Genomic DNA, 18,746 nt, shown 5'->3' with positions numbered 1-18,746 from the left:
TTTATTTGCGTAAAATGTTATTGAGATGTTGTTTCAGGGTCACTAAAATCTCTGCAACGCTCCTGATTCAGTTCAAGCTCTATCGTAGTGTGCTCAAGATCATATTGAGATAAAATCTCGGCAACCGTTTGTTTCATAGCCATGTAATTTTCAGAAGAGACAATATCGTTATCAAGTGTCAGATGTGCAGTAAGGACATGGTGTTCACCATCAAGTGACCAGAGATGTAAATGATGTACCTCATTGACACCCTCAATGCTGACAAGAGATTTTTTGATCTCATCATGCAGCGCTTTATCGGGCACTGCCTGAAAAAACAATTTACCGGTCACCCACAAATTGCGAACAACATTAAATAAGATGAATAGTGTAAAACCAATGGATAAAAGCGGATCTAAAATCGGCCAGTCGGCAAACTGCAGAATGATAGAAATGATCAAAACAGCCAGCCAACCTAATACATCTTCTAATAAATGCCAGTTGAGTATTTTTTCATTAAGAGAAGTCCCTTTGCTCAGCCGATAAGCCGCAAAACCATTAACAGTAACGCCCAATAAAGCCAATGCCAGCATGCCTTCGGTAACCGGCATCACCGGATCGGCCAAACGTGGTACCGCTTGAGTTAACACCCATATTGAGCCAGCGATTAACACCAAGCCATTAATCAAAGCGCCAAAAAGAGACAGGCGCCGATAACCATAGGTAAATACAGAATCAGCAGACTTATTGCCAGCACGGTTTAAAAACCAGGCACTGCCAATAGACAGACTATCTCCAAGATCGTGAACAGCATCAGCCATAATTGCCGTGCTATTTGTCAGCCAGCCACCGATAAATTCAATTATGGTAAAACTGACATTTAGAAAAAAAGCCGTTGCGATCCGATTACCAGAAGTCCCCCCTTCTTGATGATGTGTATGCATATAGATATTCCTTTTCTGAATTCGTTGTATAGATAAACTCAAGAAAAATTGGCGGCCAAAAAGGCCGCCATGTTTTATCTTGATTTTTCACGGCCATGAACTATGCGGTAAAGTGCGGGCAGTACCACTAGGGTGAGTAAAGTTGACGAAATAATGCCACCAATGACGACCGTTGCCAGCGGTCTTTGCACCTCCGCCCCTGTGCCGGTATTGAGTGCCATCGGCACAAAACCGAGACTTGCTACCAGAGCCGTCATCAATACAGGCCGTAACCGGGTCATTGCACCATCAACGATTGCTTTGTGCAGATCGCCGTGCCGATGCCAGTAATCCCTGATAAATGACAACATTACGAGACCGTTTAATACCGCCACGCCCGAGAGCGCAATAAAACCAACCCCTGCGGAAATAGATAGCGGCATATCTCGCAACCAGAGCGCCAAAACACCACCAGTTAATGCAAGGGGCACCCCAGTGAAGATAATTGCTGCATCTCGAAATGAGCCAAACAAAGTAATCAGCAGGCCCAAGATAATGAACAACGTAACCGGCACCACAATCGACAGTCGGTGACTGGCTGATTGTAGTTGCTCGTAAGTACCACCATATTCAATCCAATAACCGGGTGGTAATTGCACTTGCTCAGCAATACGCTGTTGAGCTTCTTCTACAAAAGAACCCAGATCACGTCCTCTGACATTGCTGGTGACCACCACGCGCCGTTTGGCGTTTTCTCTGGAAATCTGACTCGGCGCTTGTGTTAATTCGATGGTTGCGACTTCGGATAAAGGGACGTAATCGCCATTAGGCAAACTCACGGGCAGATTCGATAAGGCGGGTATGTCTTGTCGAATTTCTTCAGGCAACCGCACCACCAGATCAAAGCGCCGATCGCCATCATAGATCAGGCCAACTTCGCCACCGCCAACGGCGGTGGATAACATGTTTTGTAAATCATCGACATTAAGTCCATAACGTGACATGGCCATGCGTTTGGGTTCAATGGTCAGCATGGGCATATCATCGACTTGCTCCAGCCGGGCATCTGCAGCGCCGGGGATCTCCTGAATCACAGCCAGAACTGCCTCAGCGTTCTGCTTAATCAAGTCCAAATCATCGCCGAAAACTTTAATACCCAAGTCCGCACGAACGCCTGAAATTAACTCGTTAAAGCGCATTTCAATGGGTTGAGTAAACTCATAGTTGTTACCGGGTAATTGCGTGACTGCTGCTTCAATTTCAGCAAGGAGTTCGCTCTTGGGTAATTCCGGATCCGGCCATTCATTTCTTGGCTTAAGTATAAGGAATGTATCGGCTACATTAGGTGGCATTGGATCGGTTGCTACCTCCGGCGTCCCGATTTTGGCAATAACCTTATCCACCTGCGGAAAAGTTTTTAGCCGTTGTTCCAGCTGTTCCTGCATTTTGACGGATTGCTCTAGACTGGTACCGATGGTTCGCAGTGCATGTAAGGCAATATCGCCTTCATTTAGTTGGGGGATAAATTCTGACCCCATTTTGCTGGCCATGTTAATTGACAGCGCAACCAGCAAGGCTGCAAACAGAATCAACAGCCAGCGCAGCTTTAGACTGAGCAGCAAAACTGGCCGGTAAATCCACTTGGCACCACTGATGATAAAACTCTCTTTTTCAGTGACCCGTCCACTCATAAACATGGCGACGGCAGCCGGTACTATCGTAAGCGTAAAGACCATGGCAGATAGTAAAGCGATCACCACGGTGGCAGCCATGGGGTCAAACATCTTGCCTTCAACACCTGTCAATGTGAATAACGGGATATACACAATGGTAATAATCATGACGCCAAACAGGCTGGGACGTATCACTTCATTCGTAGCCTCATAGACTACGTTTAAGCGTTCTTTAACCGGCAGCACACCACCATATTGCTTTTGTGCCATTGATAATCGTCTGATAGAGTTCTCAACGATAATCACCGCACCATCGACAATCAGGCCAAAATCAAGTGCACCCATACTCATCAGATTGGCAGAAATACCGGCCTGTACCATGCCGGTAATCGTTGCCAGCATTGATAGGGGTATAACTGCAGCAGTTATTAAAGCCGCGCGAATATTGCCCAACAACAAAAACAATACCACGATAACCAACAAAGCCCCTTCAACCAGATTTTTTTGAACCGTGGCGACGGCTTTATCGACTAGGGTGGTACGGTCATATACCGCTTCCAATATGACGCCTTCCGGTAATGAAGATTGAATCTCCGCCATTTCACGTGTAACCGAAGAGGCAACTTCGCGTGAGTTTTCACCAAACAACATCATGACGGTGCCGACAACCGTCTCTTTACCATCACGGGTACCCGCACCACTGCGTAGCGGCTTACCGATCACAACGTCGGCCACATCTTTGACTAACACTGGTCGGTCATCAATATTTTTCACTACTACCTGACGAATATCATCGATGGATTTAAGTTGTCCCGGCGATCGAACTAGGATCTGCTGACCATATCGTTCAATATAACCGGCGCCCCGATTATCATTGTTTTGCATCAACGCCTGTTTCAGATCACTGAGAGACACGCCAAAATTCAGTAATTTCGCCGGATCCGGCTGAACATGAAATTGCTTTTCATAACCGCCGTTAACATTGACTTCTGTGACACCTTTTACCCGCTCCAGCCGAGGTTGAATCACCCAGTCCTGAAGCACCCGAAGTTCAGTCGCATCATAGGGGCTGCCATCAGTTTGTTTTGCATCGGGTTTTGCGGTAATTGTGTACATGACAATTTCGCCCAGCCCGGTCGCGATAGGTCCCATTTCCGGTTCGATACCTTGCGGCAGTGAGCCTTTTATAACGGCCAGACGGTTATTAATAAGGTTACGCGCAAAATACAGATCGGTGCCTTCTTCAAACACCACGGTGACTTGTGATAATCCATAACGAGAGATTGAGCGGGTGTAATCAAGATCCGGTAATCCGGCTATCGCTCTCTCGATTGGATAAGTGATGCGTTGTTCAGATTCCAGCGGAGAATATCCGGGCGCCTTGGTATTGATCTGAACTTGAACATTAGTGATGTCCGGAACGGCATCAATCGGCAGTTTCTGATAGCTCCAAATTCCAAGACCAATGATAAGAAATATCATTGACAACATTAGGCCCCGTCTCTCGATTGAGAGACTTAAAATAGTATTAATCATGTCAGTTCCCTAAATCAGTGAGCGTGAGCTGCGCCGGCTTTTTCCAGATCAGCTTTAATCAGATAGCTATTTTCAACGACGATGTCATCGCCCTGCCGGAGTCCGGATATAACCTCACTGAATTGACCATCGTTAAGACCCAGTTGTAATGGCCTGACTTGATATTGCTTGCCTACTTTGACAAAAGCGACAGACGCGCCTTCAAACTGTTGTATGGCACTGTTAGGAATTCTGAGATTGACTTGTGTTTGCTCGGTAATGGCATCAGCCTCAACGAGCAACCCCGGAAACCAGACTTGCTGCTGATTATCAAGTGCGACGCGGGCAATCCGATAAGGGGCATTATCTTTGCTTGGCAGCAGTTGCTTTATCGTCGATTCATAAAATGTGTTGTTATGTAACAGACGCACTTTCTGACCAGGTTTTATCTTCATGGCCTGTCCCGGAAAGACTTTGAGTTCAGCCCAAAGTGATTGGGTATTGGTAATGGTAAAAAGATTTTGATCTGCCGCGACTTCGCCGGTATTGGCATCTTTTGCTGTAATGACACCTGAGATGGGCGCGGTGACGTTATAACTCTGTAAGCTGTTGTTTGACTCAACACTGGCTAATAGCTGACCTTTTTTGACCGTATCACCGAAATTCACATTAACGCGGGTGATTAGACCCGGAAAACGTGCGCTGACTTGACTTATCTCATCAGGTGATAAAACCACTCTCCCGTATAATTTGGAGGTGACAGATATTTGCCCGGCAGTAACTTCTGCAGTTACCACACCGTGTTTTTGAGCCATATCGGCATCCATTTCTACATGCTCACTACCTTCATCCTCAGCGTGAGCATGCCCTTCTTCTTCGGGTTTTGATTCAGCGCTATGATCATGTTCATCCTCTTTTGGCATCAATTCATCATGGTTATCTTTATCTTGCGTTGACTCATGACCATGCTGCTCATTTGATTCTGCTAGCTGGGCTTGCGCTTGTTGATCTGATTGCTGAGCCTCAATCGCATGACCATCTTCAGCTATGGCAGGTGACATGATGAGCAATATTAGTGCTGCTACTGATAGCAGGCTGCGTATGGGTAAAAAAACGAAATGTGGTTTATTAAACATAGATTTGTCCTGATTCATATTGCTTACTCTGCAGCTGTCAGCGGTTCGGCGGTGAGTTGTTCGATTTCGGTCTGGTATAGCAATGCAGCAGTTGCAGCCTCAATGACACTACGTCTGGCACCTAGCAGGTCTTGCCTGACGGTAAGAAATTCCAGATAACTGTAGAGTCCCCGTTGATAACCGGTTTGCGTTTGCTCCAGACTTTTAGTGAGTTTGGGGATAATCTGTTGTTGCAACTTGGAAATACTTGCAATTGCTTGTTCACGCCCGGAATAAGCCCGATAAAGCTGAGCATGAAGTTGCAATAGCATATCCTGACGGCGATAGCTGACTTCATTACGCGCGGCCAATGCTGATTCAATATCACCTTGCGCTCGCTGGCGACTGAACAAAGGCATTGACACACCAGCAACTAACGCCGAATCATTCAGTCCTTCATCGCGCCTGATCCCAACTGACCAGGTCATATCTGCAACTTGCTGAGTTCTGGCAAGACGTACTTGTGCATCACGAACCCGCGTTTCTGCAGCGAAACGTTCCAGTTGCGGATTTTGCTGGGCCTGATTAAATAGGGCTTCAAATGACATTGCCTCGCTAAAGGCAAACAATGAGCCTGTGGCGGTCTCAAAATTAGGCTGATAACTCCCCCACAAATTAGCGAGTACCACTTTGTTGGCTTCCAGCTGACGTTTTTCGGCAGCCAGTATCAGTTCAGCCTGATTAACAGAAGCTTCGGCGCGGCCCAAATCTGCTTCAGCCGCGACGGCAGCACCTACACGTTTATTCACTTCCGTTAATGTTGTTTGCGCCAGTTCCAGCCCCGTCTCGGCTAGCTTTACACGCTCCTGGCTATTGAGCACTTCAATAAATTGTCGTGTTACCTGACCTAGCAAGTCCAGCGCTTTTATTTTGCGATCAACACGGACAACATCGCTTTGTTGTTCCACCAGTTCAACACGGGACAATCTTTTATCACCCAGTTCAACGACAGAGGAGAGAGTGACCGTGGTTTCCAGTGACTTGATACCGCTTAGTTCGCTGGTGCCAGCGAAATTTTCAATCTCAGCACCAACAACATATGCCGGTTTGAGATTGGCCGTTTTTTTCTGGGCTTCAAGTTGTTGCTGACGAATTGGAAAAACCTGTAATGCCGGATGTTGCGCCAGTGTTTGTTGCATGGCCTTGTTTAAACTCAACGTTTTCGTTTGTTGAATGTTATCGGCAATAACCGGTGAGACAGAAAAGGCAACCAGCATCGAACAAAGCAATGCACGGATAGCAGGCGCACGCACATTTGTAGTGCGATCAAAGTGTATTTTCATGAAATTAGATCCTGTTTAACTGCAAACAACGGACTTACGTTAAGTCCGCAAAAACATCAGCAGTTCAAGATCTCGGAGGGCGATACATACTGACTGTAAAGTCAGGTTTTGGCGATCTAGGGTGGAGGTTGAAATAATTGTCTGGATTAGCAGCAACATCAATTCCATCAATATTGAAGATGGCGATAAAATGTGAACACTTACAATGCATACAAAAGTCACAATCGCCGGTACTTTGTGCATCATGCGAAGACGCATTGTTCGCTTGTTGAATTGCATTGGAATCATCAAGAACAAACTGATGTTCATGTGGTGTCGCTGAATCAGAAATATGAACGTCAGCCGCAACTATGCCTGATTGCATCACAATCATGAGGATGAGCATGTTGATAATGAATTTTACTGACATTTCGTTAAATTTTATTGCTGTACTCAGACTTATTAGTTTACATGATAATAACTTAGTTCCCAAAAGATTGGCAAAATTAAAAGTTGTCTGCTTAGCCTGGTGAAAGGCTGTCACTATTTTTATCTAACAAACATAAAGTTTGTAATGATTTTTAATAATGTATGAGATCTTATGCTCGGGGTTTCCGGATCAATAAACAAAACTAAGACACTTAATAATTCGCTAATACTAAAGCGAGAGAAATGTATTGGCTGAAGGATCTTGAGCTATAGAAATTCAGAAAGTGTTATGTATTCATATTTTCAACTAAAGCAGCTAATTATGAATAGATAACATGTTGCTAAGTCCACTTATGATGTGCTCCCATTCAATCCGCTTCGCACGATTTCGCTGCCCTTCGGCTCACACGCTATACCCACGAGATTTAAAATCTACTCGACCACCAGTCTGCCCAACCCATTTCCATTGGCAGGAACAATAAGTAGTTCCTATATCATTGCGATCAAAATAGATTTGCTTTTTAGCAAGAGTTTTTGCCTGTTAGAAAGTTACCGGAGGTTGTGCAAATACTTCAACGCTAAATATAAAAATTAGAACAAAAAACATTGGTTAGTATTATTTCCATTAAAAAAAGCATTATGCATTGAATGTTCTAAGCAGCACTAAATTTACTGGTACTATCAAAACATGTGTTCCCATTTCGTCCCATTACTTGATAAAAACAAGCTCGAAACCTTTTTTGGGGTCGAGCCCGAACTACCATTAGATTTAAAAAACAGCCTCTGGCCGACTTATGTCGGTCCCTTCATACGCAAACATGCGTTTGCTGACGTAGGTGATGAAGCTGTCCCACATAACGAGTTATTGGTGGGTAACTTTGGTCTAATTCCTCATTGGGCTAAAGATACCAAAATTGCACGCAATACCTTCAATGCCCATTCTGAAACAGCCGATAGCAAACCGAGCTTTCGTGATGCATGGAATAAAGGCAGGCACTGCATCATTCCTAGTGCTGCTAAGAGCTTGAATACTTTTTGATTATATGGCCAGCGTCGTTGTAAGGCGATAGAGTAATTCTTATTAGAAGTTTGGTCCGCGTTTGACTATTACGAATGTAAGTTCCGTGCTCAATTCCCATTAGCCAAATTGAGGGATTAGTAGCGTTTCCAGCTTCAATACCCCCATTATCGCAGCCGCTAAAATCTGACAGTGCCCATTGTGTAAATACTTGATTCATACCATGTCCTTTTAATTATCTTGGGAAAACAGGCTTGGGCGAGCTGTAATTTCCCCATGAAGATACAAGCATGACTTGTTAATAACTAAAAAGTAAATTTGGTCACAATAATCACTATTAAATTGCTTAACCATTTAAAATGTGTGAAATTATGCGAATGGATAGCAAAATAACAATAAAAATGGAAAATCTTCAGGATGAAATCAGGGATGCTGATCAGGCCAGACATCACAAGAAAGGTCGATTGGGTTTTTCGATTTACCACTTTTCGTCATACAAGAATCAAAGGACATTCAGCTGTGAGAGCTCAATAGAGAAAGACTATGCATTACGTCTGGAGTATGACCGAAACGTAACTGGATATATGTGCCAACCTGAAACTTTTAATTTCATCATCCTAGGAAAAAAAACAACCTATACCCCAGACTTTCTCGTGCACTATGCAGACAATTCATCAAGATACGTTGATACCAAGCCTGATGTATGGACTGATGATGAAGAAATGGTAGACAGACTGCATGAAATCAAGATTAATTTAAATAACATTGGTAAAAAACTCATCGTTGTTCCTGAATCAAAGATACGTCAAGAGCCGTTATTGACTAATATCCAAATGCTTTATCAAGGCATGCACTTATGCAGTGACGAAGCCTTCACAGTACTGAAAAATACCATTTTGCAATTAGGTAATAATTGTACTGTTAAAGATCTTCGGGCAATTGCAGATGGTCCATCAGAATTAGCGATCAGAAAAGCACTCTTCTTAGGTAATCCAAAACATATATCTCAAGAGATAATTAATGAACACACCATAGTGGAGCTGCCCAGTGAATACTTTTAATCATATTGTTGGGGCACATTATAAACTTGGTGCTACCACATACGAATTATCGGGCATTGATGACAACTACTACCTCCTAAGGAGTCTAGAGTACAAAAGACAACGGTCTCTCAAGTCTGAAAATTTTGAAAAGCTATTTTCTGAAGGAAAGTTAAAGCTTGTTAAAAAAGCTCTCTCAGATATTACGGATGCGGTCTATTTCACTTCATTAACACCACAAAAAAAAGAAACTTTCCAGCGTAGGCTAAGTTACGTCGAAAAAGTAAGGATGACTTTTGGATCAATTATCCCCAAAAGATACTTCAAACAGTTCATTGAGCTCACCGCAAAAGAACTCTATGATAAGAATCCACCTTCATTTTCAACACTTAATAGGTGGGTGGTGGCATATCGCGATTCAAACTTTAACCCAGCAAGCCAACTTTCTGTTCATGACAAAAAAAAGGTAACTCGCAAAAGGCGTATTGATGATGATGTCTTGGAATTAATGCATGAAATTATCAACAATGAGTATTTGGTATCAGAAAGGCCTTCAATGCAATCTGTCTATGTCATTTTCTCAGATAGCCTGCACTATAAAAACTTATCACTTCCCCCAGACAAACAGATTTCAATTCCTTCATTGATGAGTTTTCTTAGAGAAATTAAAAAGATACATCCGATGACAGTGGCTACGGCAAGATATGGAGCAAAAACCGCCAGAAAACGATTTGATTACGGAAGATCGCTTCATTATAAAAGCCAATTGTGTCTGCGTACTGAAATAGATACAACTCCTCTGGACATCATGGTGCTTGATGAAAATTCAGCAGTGGTTGGTCACCCTTACCTTCTACCCATAATCGATGTGTACTCAAGATGTGTACTTGGGTGGGATTTATCTTTTATTCCTGGATGCGCTGAAAAGACACTTAGGACATTGAAACATGCTGGATCAGACGCAACTGCCCGTGAAGTAGGTGGGCTTCCTATCGAACTCGTTATAGATAATGGCTCTGAGTTTATTAATGAATCATTGAGTAGTTTCGCAAAATACACTGGTACTACCATATTAATTAATCCACCTGGGACACCCAACCAAAAAGCGTTCGTTGAAAGTTTTTTTAAAACTGTGAACAACAAATTTTTAGACAAGATCAAAGGTAAGACATTCTCCAGTCCAGCTTTACGCGGTAATTATGATTCTGAAAAAAAAGCGTCTCTAACACTGAACCAACTTCGTAAGTTATTTGCTAAATGGGTGGATGGTGTTTACCACCTTGAAGGTCATAGCGGTATAGAAGATAGAGCCCCCATATCTCTTTGGCGAGAAGAGCATAAAAAACTCCCGACCATCAGATACGATCATGAAACACTGAATACGATTTCCAGAAGTACTACCCAAAGAGTAATAACCGATTCTCGAGTAAAAATGTTTGGATTAACTTGGACAGGTCCATCGGTACCAATAATCTCAGAAAAATCGAAGAGCAGAGGTAAACCTAAACCAGTGGAGGTTTTATACGACAGTAGTGATTTATCCACAATTTGGATTAAAGATCCTCATGATAAATCCATATTCTATGAGGCTTTTGCTACTCGCCCCTTTTTTCAAGAATCGTTATCTCTATTCGAGTTCAATCTTTTAAAGCAACGCGGGAAATTCAAAGATACTGACTTGGAAAAAGAGCTTGTTTTAAATCGTATCGCCCTACATGAAGAAATCAGAGAGCAATCCACCAAACATAAGAGTGCACGAAAAAAAGTATCTAAAATGGAAAAAGCACAACAGTTACTCACTGACGATAACAGTGAATTTTTAGATTCTTTTAAAGCTAGTCCTTCATATAGGACTAATTCAGAAGAAGATGAATTTGATGTAACAGATTTTCCTGATGATGGATTCTTGCTCTAGGAAGTGACAATGACCAATTTAAGTAATGATGACAGGCTTAGAAATTTTTCTCGCTTTGTATATGTACATCCTATTTATAGGGAAGCCATGGAAAAAGTTAAAGATTCAATTTCTCAAACCAATAGTACGGGTGAATGCCTGTCAGCTGTCCTTACGGGTTCAACTGGTACAGGTAAAACGACTATCATCAAGACATTGATGCATTCATATACGGTTGATTCAGTATCTATAGAACGTGAAGATGCAATAGTTAAACAAGTTCCAGCATATCACTGTGTCGTTCCCGCTGATGCCACCATAAAATCACTCGCAATCGAAATGCTTAAACATCTAGATTGTGGTGATACTGGCGGTTCGGCGACTGAACTTACTAAGAGAGTAAGCAGACTTATATCAACATGTGAAACAAAAGTGATTTTTTTAGATGAATTTCAACACCTGCTTTCTAAAGGTGCGAAAAATAGCAAAGACAGTGTCACAGATTGGGTTAAAATCCTGACAGAAACAACTAAAACCCCCGTCATTATATCGGGAATGTCTGAATGCGAAGAGTTGATTGATGCACATCCTCAGCTGTCTGGTCGCTATCCGGTTCGGGCAAAGTTAACTAATATCTCTTATGCGAAAAATAAATATCGATATTTATCAAAAGTTATTGATGCACTGAGTAATGCTTGTGTAGAACATGCAAAAGTTAATTCCATGCCTCAACTCAGTCAACCTCCTAACCTAACTGCCATTTACTTAGCTACAGGTGGCAATATGCGATCTATACGTCAAATGTTTACTAGTGCATTGTATAGGGCTCTTAAAAATGACAGAGATGACGTTATCCTCGAAGATTTCATAGAAGCAGTGCAAGGAATGAGACTTAACTTTCGGCTCACTGACGAAAACCCATTTAATCTTTCTGCTGCAGAACAAGAAAAAATACTCATCAGAGTCTCATGAAAGATTTGCCATATCTTGGCTTGTTCATAAAGGGAGAAAGCCCAAGGGGATACCTTTTAAGAACAGCATTTTATAATGGATATACCACTATCGGCGAGTTAGCAGTGAGACTTGGTGCTAATACAAATCCAGCTTATCAAAATACTTTACTAGGTAAGTCAGATATTGTAGAGAAACTTGTTGCCATTCATGATAAAACTTCTGACAACATCATGGATGCTTTTTATAAGCAAATCAAAGGGGTAACAAAAACATCAGATATTATTATCCATGAAAATAGAGTGCCCTTTAAACTTTTACGTTCAAAGTGTCATCATATTTGTTGGCAATGTCTTAAAGACAACAACCATATATCTGCAGCTTTCGATATTAGTGTTGTCGATGTGTGCATTAAACATAAAACATACCTTCAATATTCGTGCACAACATGCAGTAGACCCTTCAATTGGCGTAATACTGGCCATAAGTCATGTAATTGCCCCGTAACAGAGAATGATGCACCACTCGTCTTAAATTGTGACGGTGCAGAGCGAGTGGCTCTTGCTATCAATAAATCAGAGACTCATTATCTGGGTAAATTACTGGGTGTATTAAAGGCATTAAGACATCATAGATCTGCCGATAAAATCGAAAGAAATAATTTGCTTAACCAGGCTGTCAGAATGCTGGATGGAGAGAGTGATGTCTTTACTAATTATCTTCTGGACGAACAAAAAAAATATCCCGGGATCCCAGTACGCGTTCTGATTTCTCCATTAATTGCTCTTGGATACGAAGATATAGAAAAAAAGGTTAGCGACTCCCTCCTGCAGTTTTCAGAGGATTATCCGTCTAAGTGTAAAAATTGTGAATGTAAGTCAAAATATCTAACCACAACAGAAGCAATGATTTGCTTGGAAATCTCAAGTGGCACACTTAACAAGCTATGCCAGAATCAACTCATCCATGCATCTAGTACTGATACTCGCAAATCGAAAGTTTTTCCATATGAAAATATGTGTCAATTCTTCAGGAAGTTTATTCCTACATCAGAAGCCATAAAAGAGACTGATAAGCTTCAGCCTATTTCATACACGGCCCCAGGAAATTCACTGATCGAAAAATTAAAAGATGTGCAATCTGGCAAAATTTCAACTGTTAAAGTAAATCAAGCCAAAGGGCTTACAGGCATTTTTTTGATAGAAATACCATCTATCAGCAATTTAAAGATGGACCGACCTGATTTAATGACGTCATCACAGGCCGCTATGTACCTTAATGTTTACCCTGATGCTATTAGAAGTATTTCCAAAACTGAATTTTTGGAGCCTTATCTTACGGTTGCAACTCAGCCCTTTTTTCATACACAAGATATAGAAATATTTGATAAGAAATATGTTTTCGCAGCCAGTTTAGCCCGTAAGTATCAGATTGATCCTCGAGACATTGTTAACAGGCTTAGGGCTAAAAAGATTAATGAAGTATCAGGTCCAAAAATAGATGGAACACTAACACCTCTATACGTCAGAGATGAAGTTGAAAGAAATGATCTATTCAGTATCAGATACTCAGACTACCGTGAACGATACTCACATAATACAAAGTACAGTAGAAGCAATACACCACAACATTTGACTGCGAAAGCGATTGCTAAATTGTTAGGTATTGCTGTGAATAAAATCATTAAAATCGAAAAATATGGGCTACTGAATCAGATTCCCTTAGATGACATAAATGACAAGCGCAGAGTTTATAGCCAAGATTCATACGACAAAACGCTGCAATGGTTTAGCAAAGCCAAGGAGCTTGGGGATCTGGCCACAGAACTAGGGATAAATAAATGGCATCTTACTAGACTCTTCATTACTACCAAGTATGTACAACCACTAACGCTAAGTATTGATAATCAACTTTTGTCCCTTGATGATCAGAAGAAAATTAACGATCACGTATCAATTTTCTGTACCTGCTCAGAGGCTGATAAATTCCGTAGTGCACCAGATAAGCATTTTCACAATTTAGTCAAAAGCAACAGATTCCCTATTGTGAGTAAAAAAGATTACTTGTGCGATACCGAAATGATACTTCTTTATTGGAACGACGTTAAAAACTATAAATTTTAACAAAACGCATGTATAAAATTTCGAACAATAATGTCTTGTAAAGATTACATAATTTACAACAATAAATATTAAATCATATACATATAACACTTACTTGACATTTCCTATTTAATGTAGCATCGTTACATTAAGTCATGAATTGCAACCTAATGTGCCTCTAAAACCTCAAATAAATATTTTTTAATATTTTCTCCTCTTTAGTGTTACTTTCTCGCAAAAACCCCCTTTTAAATGTTAAATATTTCTTATTTTATATGTTATTTATAACTACAACGCCTTGATTATAATCTGGTTAGTTTTTCATATTTAATGTTAAGGACAGTTAAAAGCCGACTTTATGTCGGCTTTTTTATATTAAGGAATATCTCTATGAATAATTTAGTAGTTACTAATTATCAAGAAATATTAGAAAGAGAAAGATTTGAGTTAAGTCACAAAGTTACACATGAAGACTTCAGATCACTAATATGTTTAATACGTCTTCCGAAAAATGAAGAAAAGTTAACTAAATGCCAAATTCAAAAAAAACAAAACACCTGTAATCACCACTTTATGAATGGTTATCTTGTCCAAACCAAAAGTGGTAAAGAAGCAATAATTGGAGGTGAATGTGGTGACATATATTTCAATCTCAATGAAACATTTTTAGTTCAAAGAAATAAGTTAAAAAATGATGTTGATGTTGATGTATTGGTATCAAGTATTACAAAACAATTAGATTCTATTAATAAGGAAAGTCTTAAGGAATTAGAAAATCAAATCAAAAACATAGGAGAAAAAATTCGTTTCCTGATAAATACTTATCCAAAATGCGCAAAAAAATCACTACAAAATATGGCTAAAAGTAAAAGTACTACCGTTACAATTAGTGTCGATTATAGTGAAACTGACAATATGGGTAGGACAGAACACCATTGGACAAATGAAAATATTGGTAATATCAAAGGGACATTTATATGGAATTACCAAGATAATATTGGGCATATATTTAGTTTAATGAAAGAGCTTACCCATACTTTGCCCATTATTAAGGCTGATAATAAACAAAACCTAAAGCAACTTAAGAAATGGTCAAAAATATTATCCTATACAAATGAAATTGAAAAATCACTCGAAAGAGCCAAATCTGAGTACATAAACTTTACTGATCAAAAAAATATTTTAATGACAACTTTATTGACAAAAAATAGAGATGAAAGATTAAAAATAATTGAGCATCACTTAATTAAGAAAAATGCTTCAAATGCTCATACAATTCTGTCAGATTTTGATAAAGCTATTAGTAAAGAGTTTCAGAACAGAAACTTTAAACTTGCGGCATAATTTTGAGAATATGGATTGGCTATGTAAGCTCTTAACTAGGTAGGTTGGGCTGAGGTACGAAGCCCAACAATTAAAACCACCAACAAGCTTTCAATTTTAAAATACCCTCCATAAAACTACCCTACTTGTTGGGCTTCATATATTCAGCCCAACCTACCAAAATCAATCCTCTTTGTAAGATCTGACATATCTGGAAAGGTGAAACGCCACTAAACTCATATCTTCTGCTGCCATTTTTTCTTTACTGTTGGCGATAAATGTCGGCAATCCCTTTGGGTTTAACACCCAAATATCGCTCGACTTTGCATCACTTGTTGGCTCAGCAAACCAGCCGGGAAAAACAATGACTGGCTTAATGGCAAATGATTTTCCCGTAGTTTCTTTGATTAACGTTCTCAGCCAATTACTTGAAGCTTCGACTTGGATAAGGGGTTTATTGGTGGAAAATCCTGAGCTGAATTTTAACGATGTACCATCGAATATCACTTTGGGCTGTCCTGTATCAGGTTTGCTGTAGGTTTTGGTTTCGATCACATAAATGCCACTTTTAGCTATAACGACATGATCGATATTGAAACCTTTGGCAGGAATATCATGAAACACCTTTGCTGAAGTTTCTCTGAGGCTCTCAAGGTACTGACCTACAGCTTTTTCGCCATCGCGCCCTTGTATGAGATGTCTTACTTCTTTTCTGATAGCAAATAGTTTTAAGAAACAATATGGTGTGACGGTTATCGCGAGAATCGTATAAACAATAGGGTTAGGCTTAACCTCAAAATACCACCTATACCACTCAAAGCCAGCAAATATAAAGCCCATGACTATAATTAATATATATGGCATAGCTTTGCTATTAATTAATTCATCTATCTGCCTATCAAGCGACTCGCCCGGATTACGTAAAGGATTATCCTTAAGTGGTGATTTCAAAATACCTTTCCCTAAAATCAATGTAGGTTGGGCTGAGGCACGAAGCCCAACAATGAAACCATACAAATGCTTTTACATTTCAACGTACGATCAAAAAATTATCCTATCTGTTGGGCTTCATAAATTCAGCCCAACCTACCAAAGCCATCTTGTTTCGCACCGCAACCTCAAAATCCCAACATTTTAGACATGACATAAAATCGCATCATAAACTAAAATGACAAATCGATTGTTGGGCTTCGTGCCTCAGCCCAACCAACAATAATTTTTCACAAGGATTGTGATGAATGCGTTATCGTCGTACTGAGGTGGCTGGCGCCACTTATTTCTTTACGGTTAATTTGCTGAACCGAAGACAAACCCTGCTGACGGATCATATTGATACGCTTCGCGCCTGCATCAAAACGGTGAAAAAACGTCATCCTTTTCACATAGATGCCATGGTCATCTTGCCCGATCATTTACATGCGATCTGGACTTTACCACCCGGTGATGCTGATTTTGCCAAACGCTGGATGTTAGTCAAAACAGCTTTTTCTCGATCATTACCCAAACACGAAATCATCAATCAAAGTCGAAAATTGAAACGAGAACGCGGCATCTGGCAACGCCGTTATTGGGAGCATTTAATCCGTGATGATTTGGACTATCAAAGACATGTTGATTACATTCATTACAATCCGGTGAAACATGGTTATGTGGATAAAGTAGTTGAATGGCCTTATTCCAGCATTCACTGGTTTATTGATAAAGGCATCATTACAAGTGATTGGAGTGTTGGTGAAACGATAATTTTTACCAATATAGGGGAACATTGAGTTGTTGGGCTTGGTGTCTCAGCACAACCTGCTAATTAAATTCATCGATTGCTCGCCAAAGCCTAATTTGTGTTCATGCCCAAAGGCGTTACAATCGAAACACATCAACTTTGTTGCTAACTCACAAACACTGCGGCATCACTTCAAACGCAATACAACAATCTCTAAGAGTGGTTATGGAAAATAAAATCTTATCGACTGGCGCTAAGGCGCTTGCAGTAAACCTTGATGCTATCCGCTATGGTTCATTTGCTGAAATAGGTGCGGGTCAGGAGGTAGTTCGCTGGTTCTTTCGGGTTGGCGGTGCAGCAGGGACGATTGCTAAAAGCATCTCGGCTTACGACATGAAGGTCAGTGATGATATTTATGGCAAAGCCTCCCGTTATGTCTCGCGTGAGCGTCTGGAAGACATGCTTGAGCATGAATATAACTTGATTGTGGATTGTTTAAGCGAGCAACGTGGTGATAACACGGCCTTTTTTGCATTTGCTAACACAGTATCCGCTCGTAACTATCATGGCACCAACGAATGTCATGGCTGGTTGGGGATTCGTTTTCAAACTGAACCTCATGCCGCGCCAAGTGAAATCATTATTCATGTCAGAATGCTCGATCATGAAAACGCGCTACAACAGGAAGCCCTGGGTATTTTAGGTGTCAATCTGGTTCATGGCGCATTTCATCTCAGCCAAAACCCGGACATGCTGGTGAAATCACTGCTGGATAATTTGACTACTGATCGTATTGAAGTTGATATGGTCGACTTTCATGGTGATGCTTTCCTGCATGTTGATAACCGCGTCATCAGTCTACGACTTGTTCAGCTTGGCTTGAGCGGTGCAGCGATGTTTTCGGCAGATGGCAAAGTGCTGCAACCTTCAGAACATTTGCGTAAGAAGAATGTACTAGTCGAACGGGGCCGTTTCCGGCCTGTTACTCACGTCAACATTGACATGTTGAATGCGGCCAGAAAACAATTTGAAGCCGAGGATGATTCCGGCCCGGAAGATACTATTTCTATCATGGAAATCACTATGCATCACCTGCGGGATGATAATGATAGTGTCGATCTCGAAGATTTTATCAGTCGTGCCGAAGTGTTAGAGGCCACCGGTCATACCGTGATGATTTCGGACTATCCTGAATACTACCGTCTGGCCACCTATTTATCCCGTTACACCAACCGTCGAATTGGTATGGCAATGGGCGCGCATAGCTTGATTGACCTGTTTGACGATCGGTATTACGCAACATTACACGGCGGTATTTTGGAAGGCTTTGGCCGGCTGTTTAAGAATAACGTCAAACTCTATATCTATCCTTACAAAGATGCGGCAACCAATACCCTGTTCAAAGTCGACAATCTCAACGTGGATGAAAAACAAACCTATCTATACGACTATCTGAAACAAGGTGATAACATCAAGCAGATTGAAGCGTTTAATGAAGATTATCTGCACATTTTTTCACCGGATGTACTGAAAATGATCACCAGCAATCAGATGGGCTGGGAGAAATTAGTGCCTGACGTGGTGGCAGAAAAAATCAAAACGCAGCAGTTATTTGGTTATAAACCCGCCGATTAGTGGGAATCCGTAGCGTTCTATGTTGAATTGAAGAATGAAACCCAACGATTTATAAATGACATAATATTAACAAGCCGTTGGATGATTGTAGGTTGGGCTGAGGTACG

At 40.9% G+C, this 18,746-nt stretch carries 14 protein-coding genes; 8 read left to right on the top strand and 6 right to left on the bottom strand.

The window, feature by feature from the left end:
- Positions 1–17 precede the first annotated feature (17 nt).
- The 5 genes from B2W60_RS08735 to B2W60_RS08715 form a co-directional block, all read right to left on the bottom strand.
- Positions 18–923, bottom strand: a complete 906-nt coding sequence (locus B2W60_RS08735; protein ID WP_226069813.1) for a cation diffusion facilitator family transporter — start codon at positions 921–923, stop codon at positions 18–20.
- Positions 924–997: 74 nt separating this feature from the next.
- Positions 998–4,111 (bottom strand): efflux RND transporter permease subunit, encoded by a 3,114-nt coding sequence (locus B2W60_RS08730; protein ID WP_226069814.1) that lies wholly within the window; start codon positions 4,109–4,111, stop codon positions 998–1,000.
- Between the two features lie 14 nt (positions 4,112–4,125).
- A complete protein-coding gene (locus B2W60_RS08725; protein WP_292359655.1) occupies positions 4,126–5,226 on the bottom strand; it encodes an efflux RND transporter periplasmic adaptor subunit in 1,101 nt (366 codons plus the stop codon).
- Positions 5,227–5,249: 23 nt separating this feature from the next.
- Positions 5,250–6,548, bottom strand: a complete 1,299-nt coding sequence (locus B2W60_RS08720) for a TolC family protein (protein ID WP_136553345.1) — start codon at positions 6,546–6,548, stop codon at positions 5,250–5,252.
- A 64-nt stretch (positions 6,549–6,612) separates the two neighbouring features.
- The gene (locus B2W60_RS08715) at positions 6,613–7,071 is read right to left on the bottom strand and encodes a hypothetical protein (RefSeq protein ID WP_136553344.1); all 459 of its coding nucleotides are present in this window, start codon (positions 7,069–7,071) and stop codon (positions 6,613–6,615) included.
- Positions 7,072–7,644: 573 nt separating this feature from the next.
- Between B2W60_RS08715 and B2W60_RS08710 the strand changes: the two genes are divergently transcribed.
- The 6 genes from B2W60_RS08710 (at position 7,645) to B2W60_RS08685 (ending at position 15,305) form a co-directional block, all read left to right on the top strand.
- Positions 7,645–7,995: an SOS response-associated peptidase family protein gene (locus B2W60_RS08710; RefSeq protein WP_136553342.1), complete on the top strand. Its 351-nt coding sequence runs from the start codon at positions 7,645–7,647 to the stop codon at positions 7,993–7,995.
- 356 nt (positions 7,996–8,351) lie between these two features.
- Positions 8,352–9,035, top strand: coding sequence for a TnsA endonuclease N-terminal domain-containing protein (locus B2W60_RS08705; protein WP_168800157.1), 684 nt, complete (start codon positions 8,352–8,354; stop codon positions 9,033–9,035).
- Positions 9,022–10,929 (top strand): DDE-type integrase/transposase/recombinase, encoded by a 1,908-nt coding sequence (locus B2W60_RS08700; RefSeq protein ID WP_292359659.1) that lies wholly within the window; start codon positions 9,022–9,024, stop codon positions 10,927–10,929. The genes B2W60_RS08705 and B2W60_RS08700 overlap by 14 nt, the downstream gene beginning before the upstream one ends.
- Positions 10,930–10,938: 9 nt before the next feature.
- Positions 10,939–11,880, top strand: a complete 942-nt coding sequence (locus B2W60_RS08695; RefSeq protein ID WP_136553336.1) for a TniB family NTP-binding protein — start codon at positions 10,939–10,941, stop codon at positions 11,878–11,880.
- Positions 11,877–13,982: a TniQ family protein gene (locus B2W60_RS08690; protein ID WP_292359661.1), complete on the top strand. Its 2,106-nt coding sequence runs from the start codon at positions 11,877–11,879 to the stop codon at positions 13,980–13,982. The genes B2W60_RS08695 and B2W60_RS08690 overlap by 4 nt, the downstream gene beginning before the upstream one ends.
- Before the next feature lie 369 nt (positions 13,983–14,351).
- Complete coding sequence (locus tag B2W60_RS08685) at positions 14,352–15,305, top strand: hypothetical protein (RefSeq protein WP_292359663.1); 954 nt, start codon at positions 14,352–14,354, stop codon at positions 15,303–15,305.
- Positions 15,306–15,467: 162 nt separating this feature from the next.
- Here B2W60_RS08685 and B2W60_RS08680 read toward each other — a convergent pair whose 3' ends face one another.
- On the bottom strand, positions 15,468–16,235 hold the full coding sequence (locus tag B2W60_RS08680; RefSeq protein ID WP_292359665.1) for a nuclease-related domain-containing protein: 768 nt from the start codon (positions 16,233–16,235) through the stop codon (positions 15,468–15,470).
- Positions 16,236–16,522: 287 nt separating this feature from the next.
- Here B2W60_RS08680 and B2W60_RS08675 point away from each other — a divergent pair, with 287 nt between their 5' ends.
- Together B2W60_RS08675 and B2W60_RS08670 are read left to right on the top strand one after the other, a co-directional pair.
- Positions 16,523–17,053, top strand: coding sequence for an REP-associated tyrosine transposase (locus B2W60_RS08675; protein ID WP_292359667.1), 531 nt, complete (start codon positions 16,523–16,525; stop codon positions 17,051–17,053).
- Positions 17,054–17,229: 176 nt separating this feature from the next.
- Positions 17,230–18,639 (top strand): TonB-dependent receptor, encoded by a 1,410-nt coding sequence (locus B2W60_RS08670; protein WP_292359669.1) that lies wholly within the window; start codon positions 17,230–17,232, stop codon positions 18,637–18,639.
- Positions 18,640–18,746: the final 107 nt, after the last annotated feature.

The organism is Methylophaga sp. UBA2496, assembly GCF_002341635.1.
Taxonomy (GTDB): domain Bacteria; phylum Pseudomonadota; class Gammaproteobacteria; order Nitrosococcales; family Methylophagaceae; genus Methylophaga.
This window is presented reverse-complemented; position numbering and strand designations above follow the sequence as displayed.

Excerpts from the sequence above, each read along its gene's own strand:
- B2W60_RS08705 (WP_168800157.1), top strand. The coding sequence starts at position 8,352 with ATGGATAGCAAAATAACAATAAAAATGGAAAATCTTCAGGATGAAATC.
- B2W60_RS08720 (WP_136553345.1), bottom strand. The coding sequence starts at position 6,548 with ATGAAAATACACTTTGATCGCACTACAAATGTGCGTGCGCCTGCTATC.
- B2W60_RS08710 (WP_136553342.1), top strand. The coding sequence starts at position 7,645 with ATGTGTTCCCATTTCGTCCCATTACTTGATAAAAACAAGCTCGAAACC.
- B2W60_RS08695 (WP_136553336.1), top strand. The coding sequence starts at position 10,939 with ATGACCAATTTAAGTAATGATGACAGGCTTAGAAATTTTTCTCGCTTT.
- B2W60_RS08670 (WP_292359669.1), top strand. The coding sequence starts at position 17,230 with ATGGAAAATAAAATCTTATCGACTGGCGCTAAGGCGCTTGCAGTAAAC.
- B2W60_RS08690 (WP_292359661.1), top strand. The coding sequence starts at position 11,877 with ATGAAAGATTTGCCATATCTTGGCTTGTTCATAAAGGGAGAAAGCCCA.
- B2W60_RS08685 (WP_292359663.1), top strand. The coding sequence starts at position 14,352 with ATGAATAATTTAGTAGTTACTAATTATCAAGAAATATTAGAAAGAGAA.
- B2W60_RS08675 (WP_292359667.1), top strand. The coding sequence starts at position 16,523 with ATGCGTTATCGTCGTACTGAGGTGGCTGGCGCCACTTATTTCTTTACG.
- B2W60_RS08735 (WP_226069813.1), bottom strand. The coding sequence starts at position 923 with ATGCATACACATCATCAAGAAGGGGGGACTTCTGGTAATCGGATCGCA.
- B2W60_RS08725 (WP_292359655.1), bottom strand. The coding sequence starts at position 5,226 with ATGTTTAATAAACCACATTTCGTTTTTTTACCCATACGCAGCCTGCTA.
- B2W60_RS08730 (WP_226069814.1), bottom strand. The coding sequence starts at position 4,111 with ATGATTAATACTATTTTAAGTCTCTCAATCGAGAGACGGGGCCTAATG.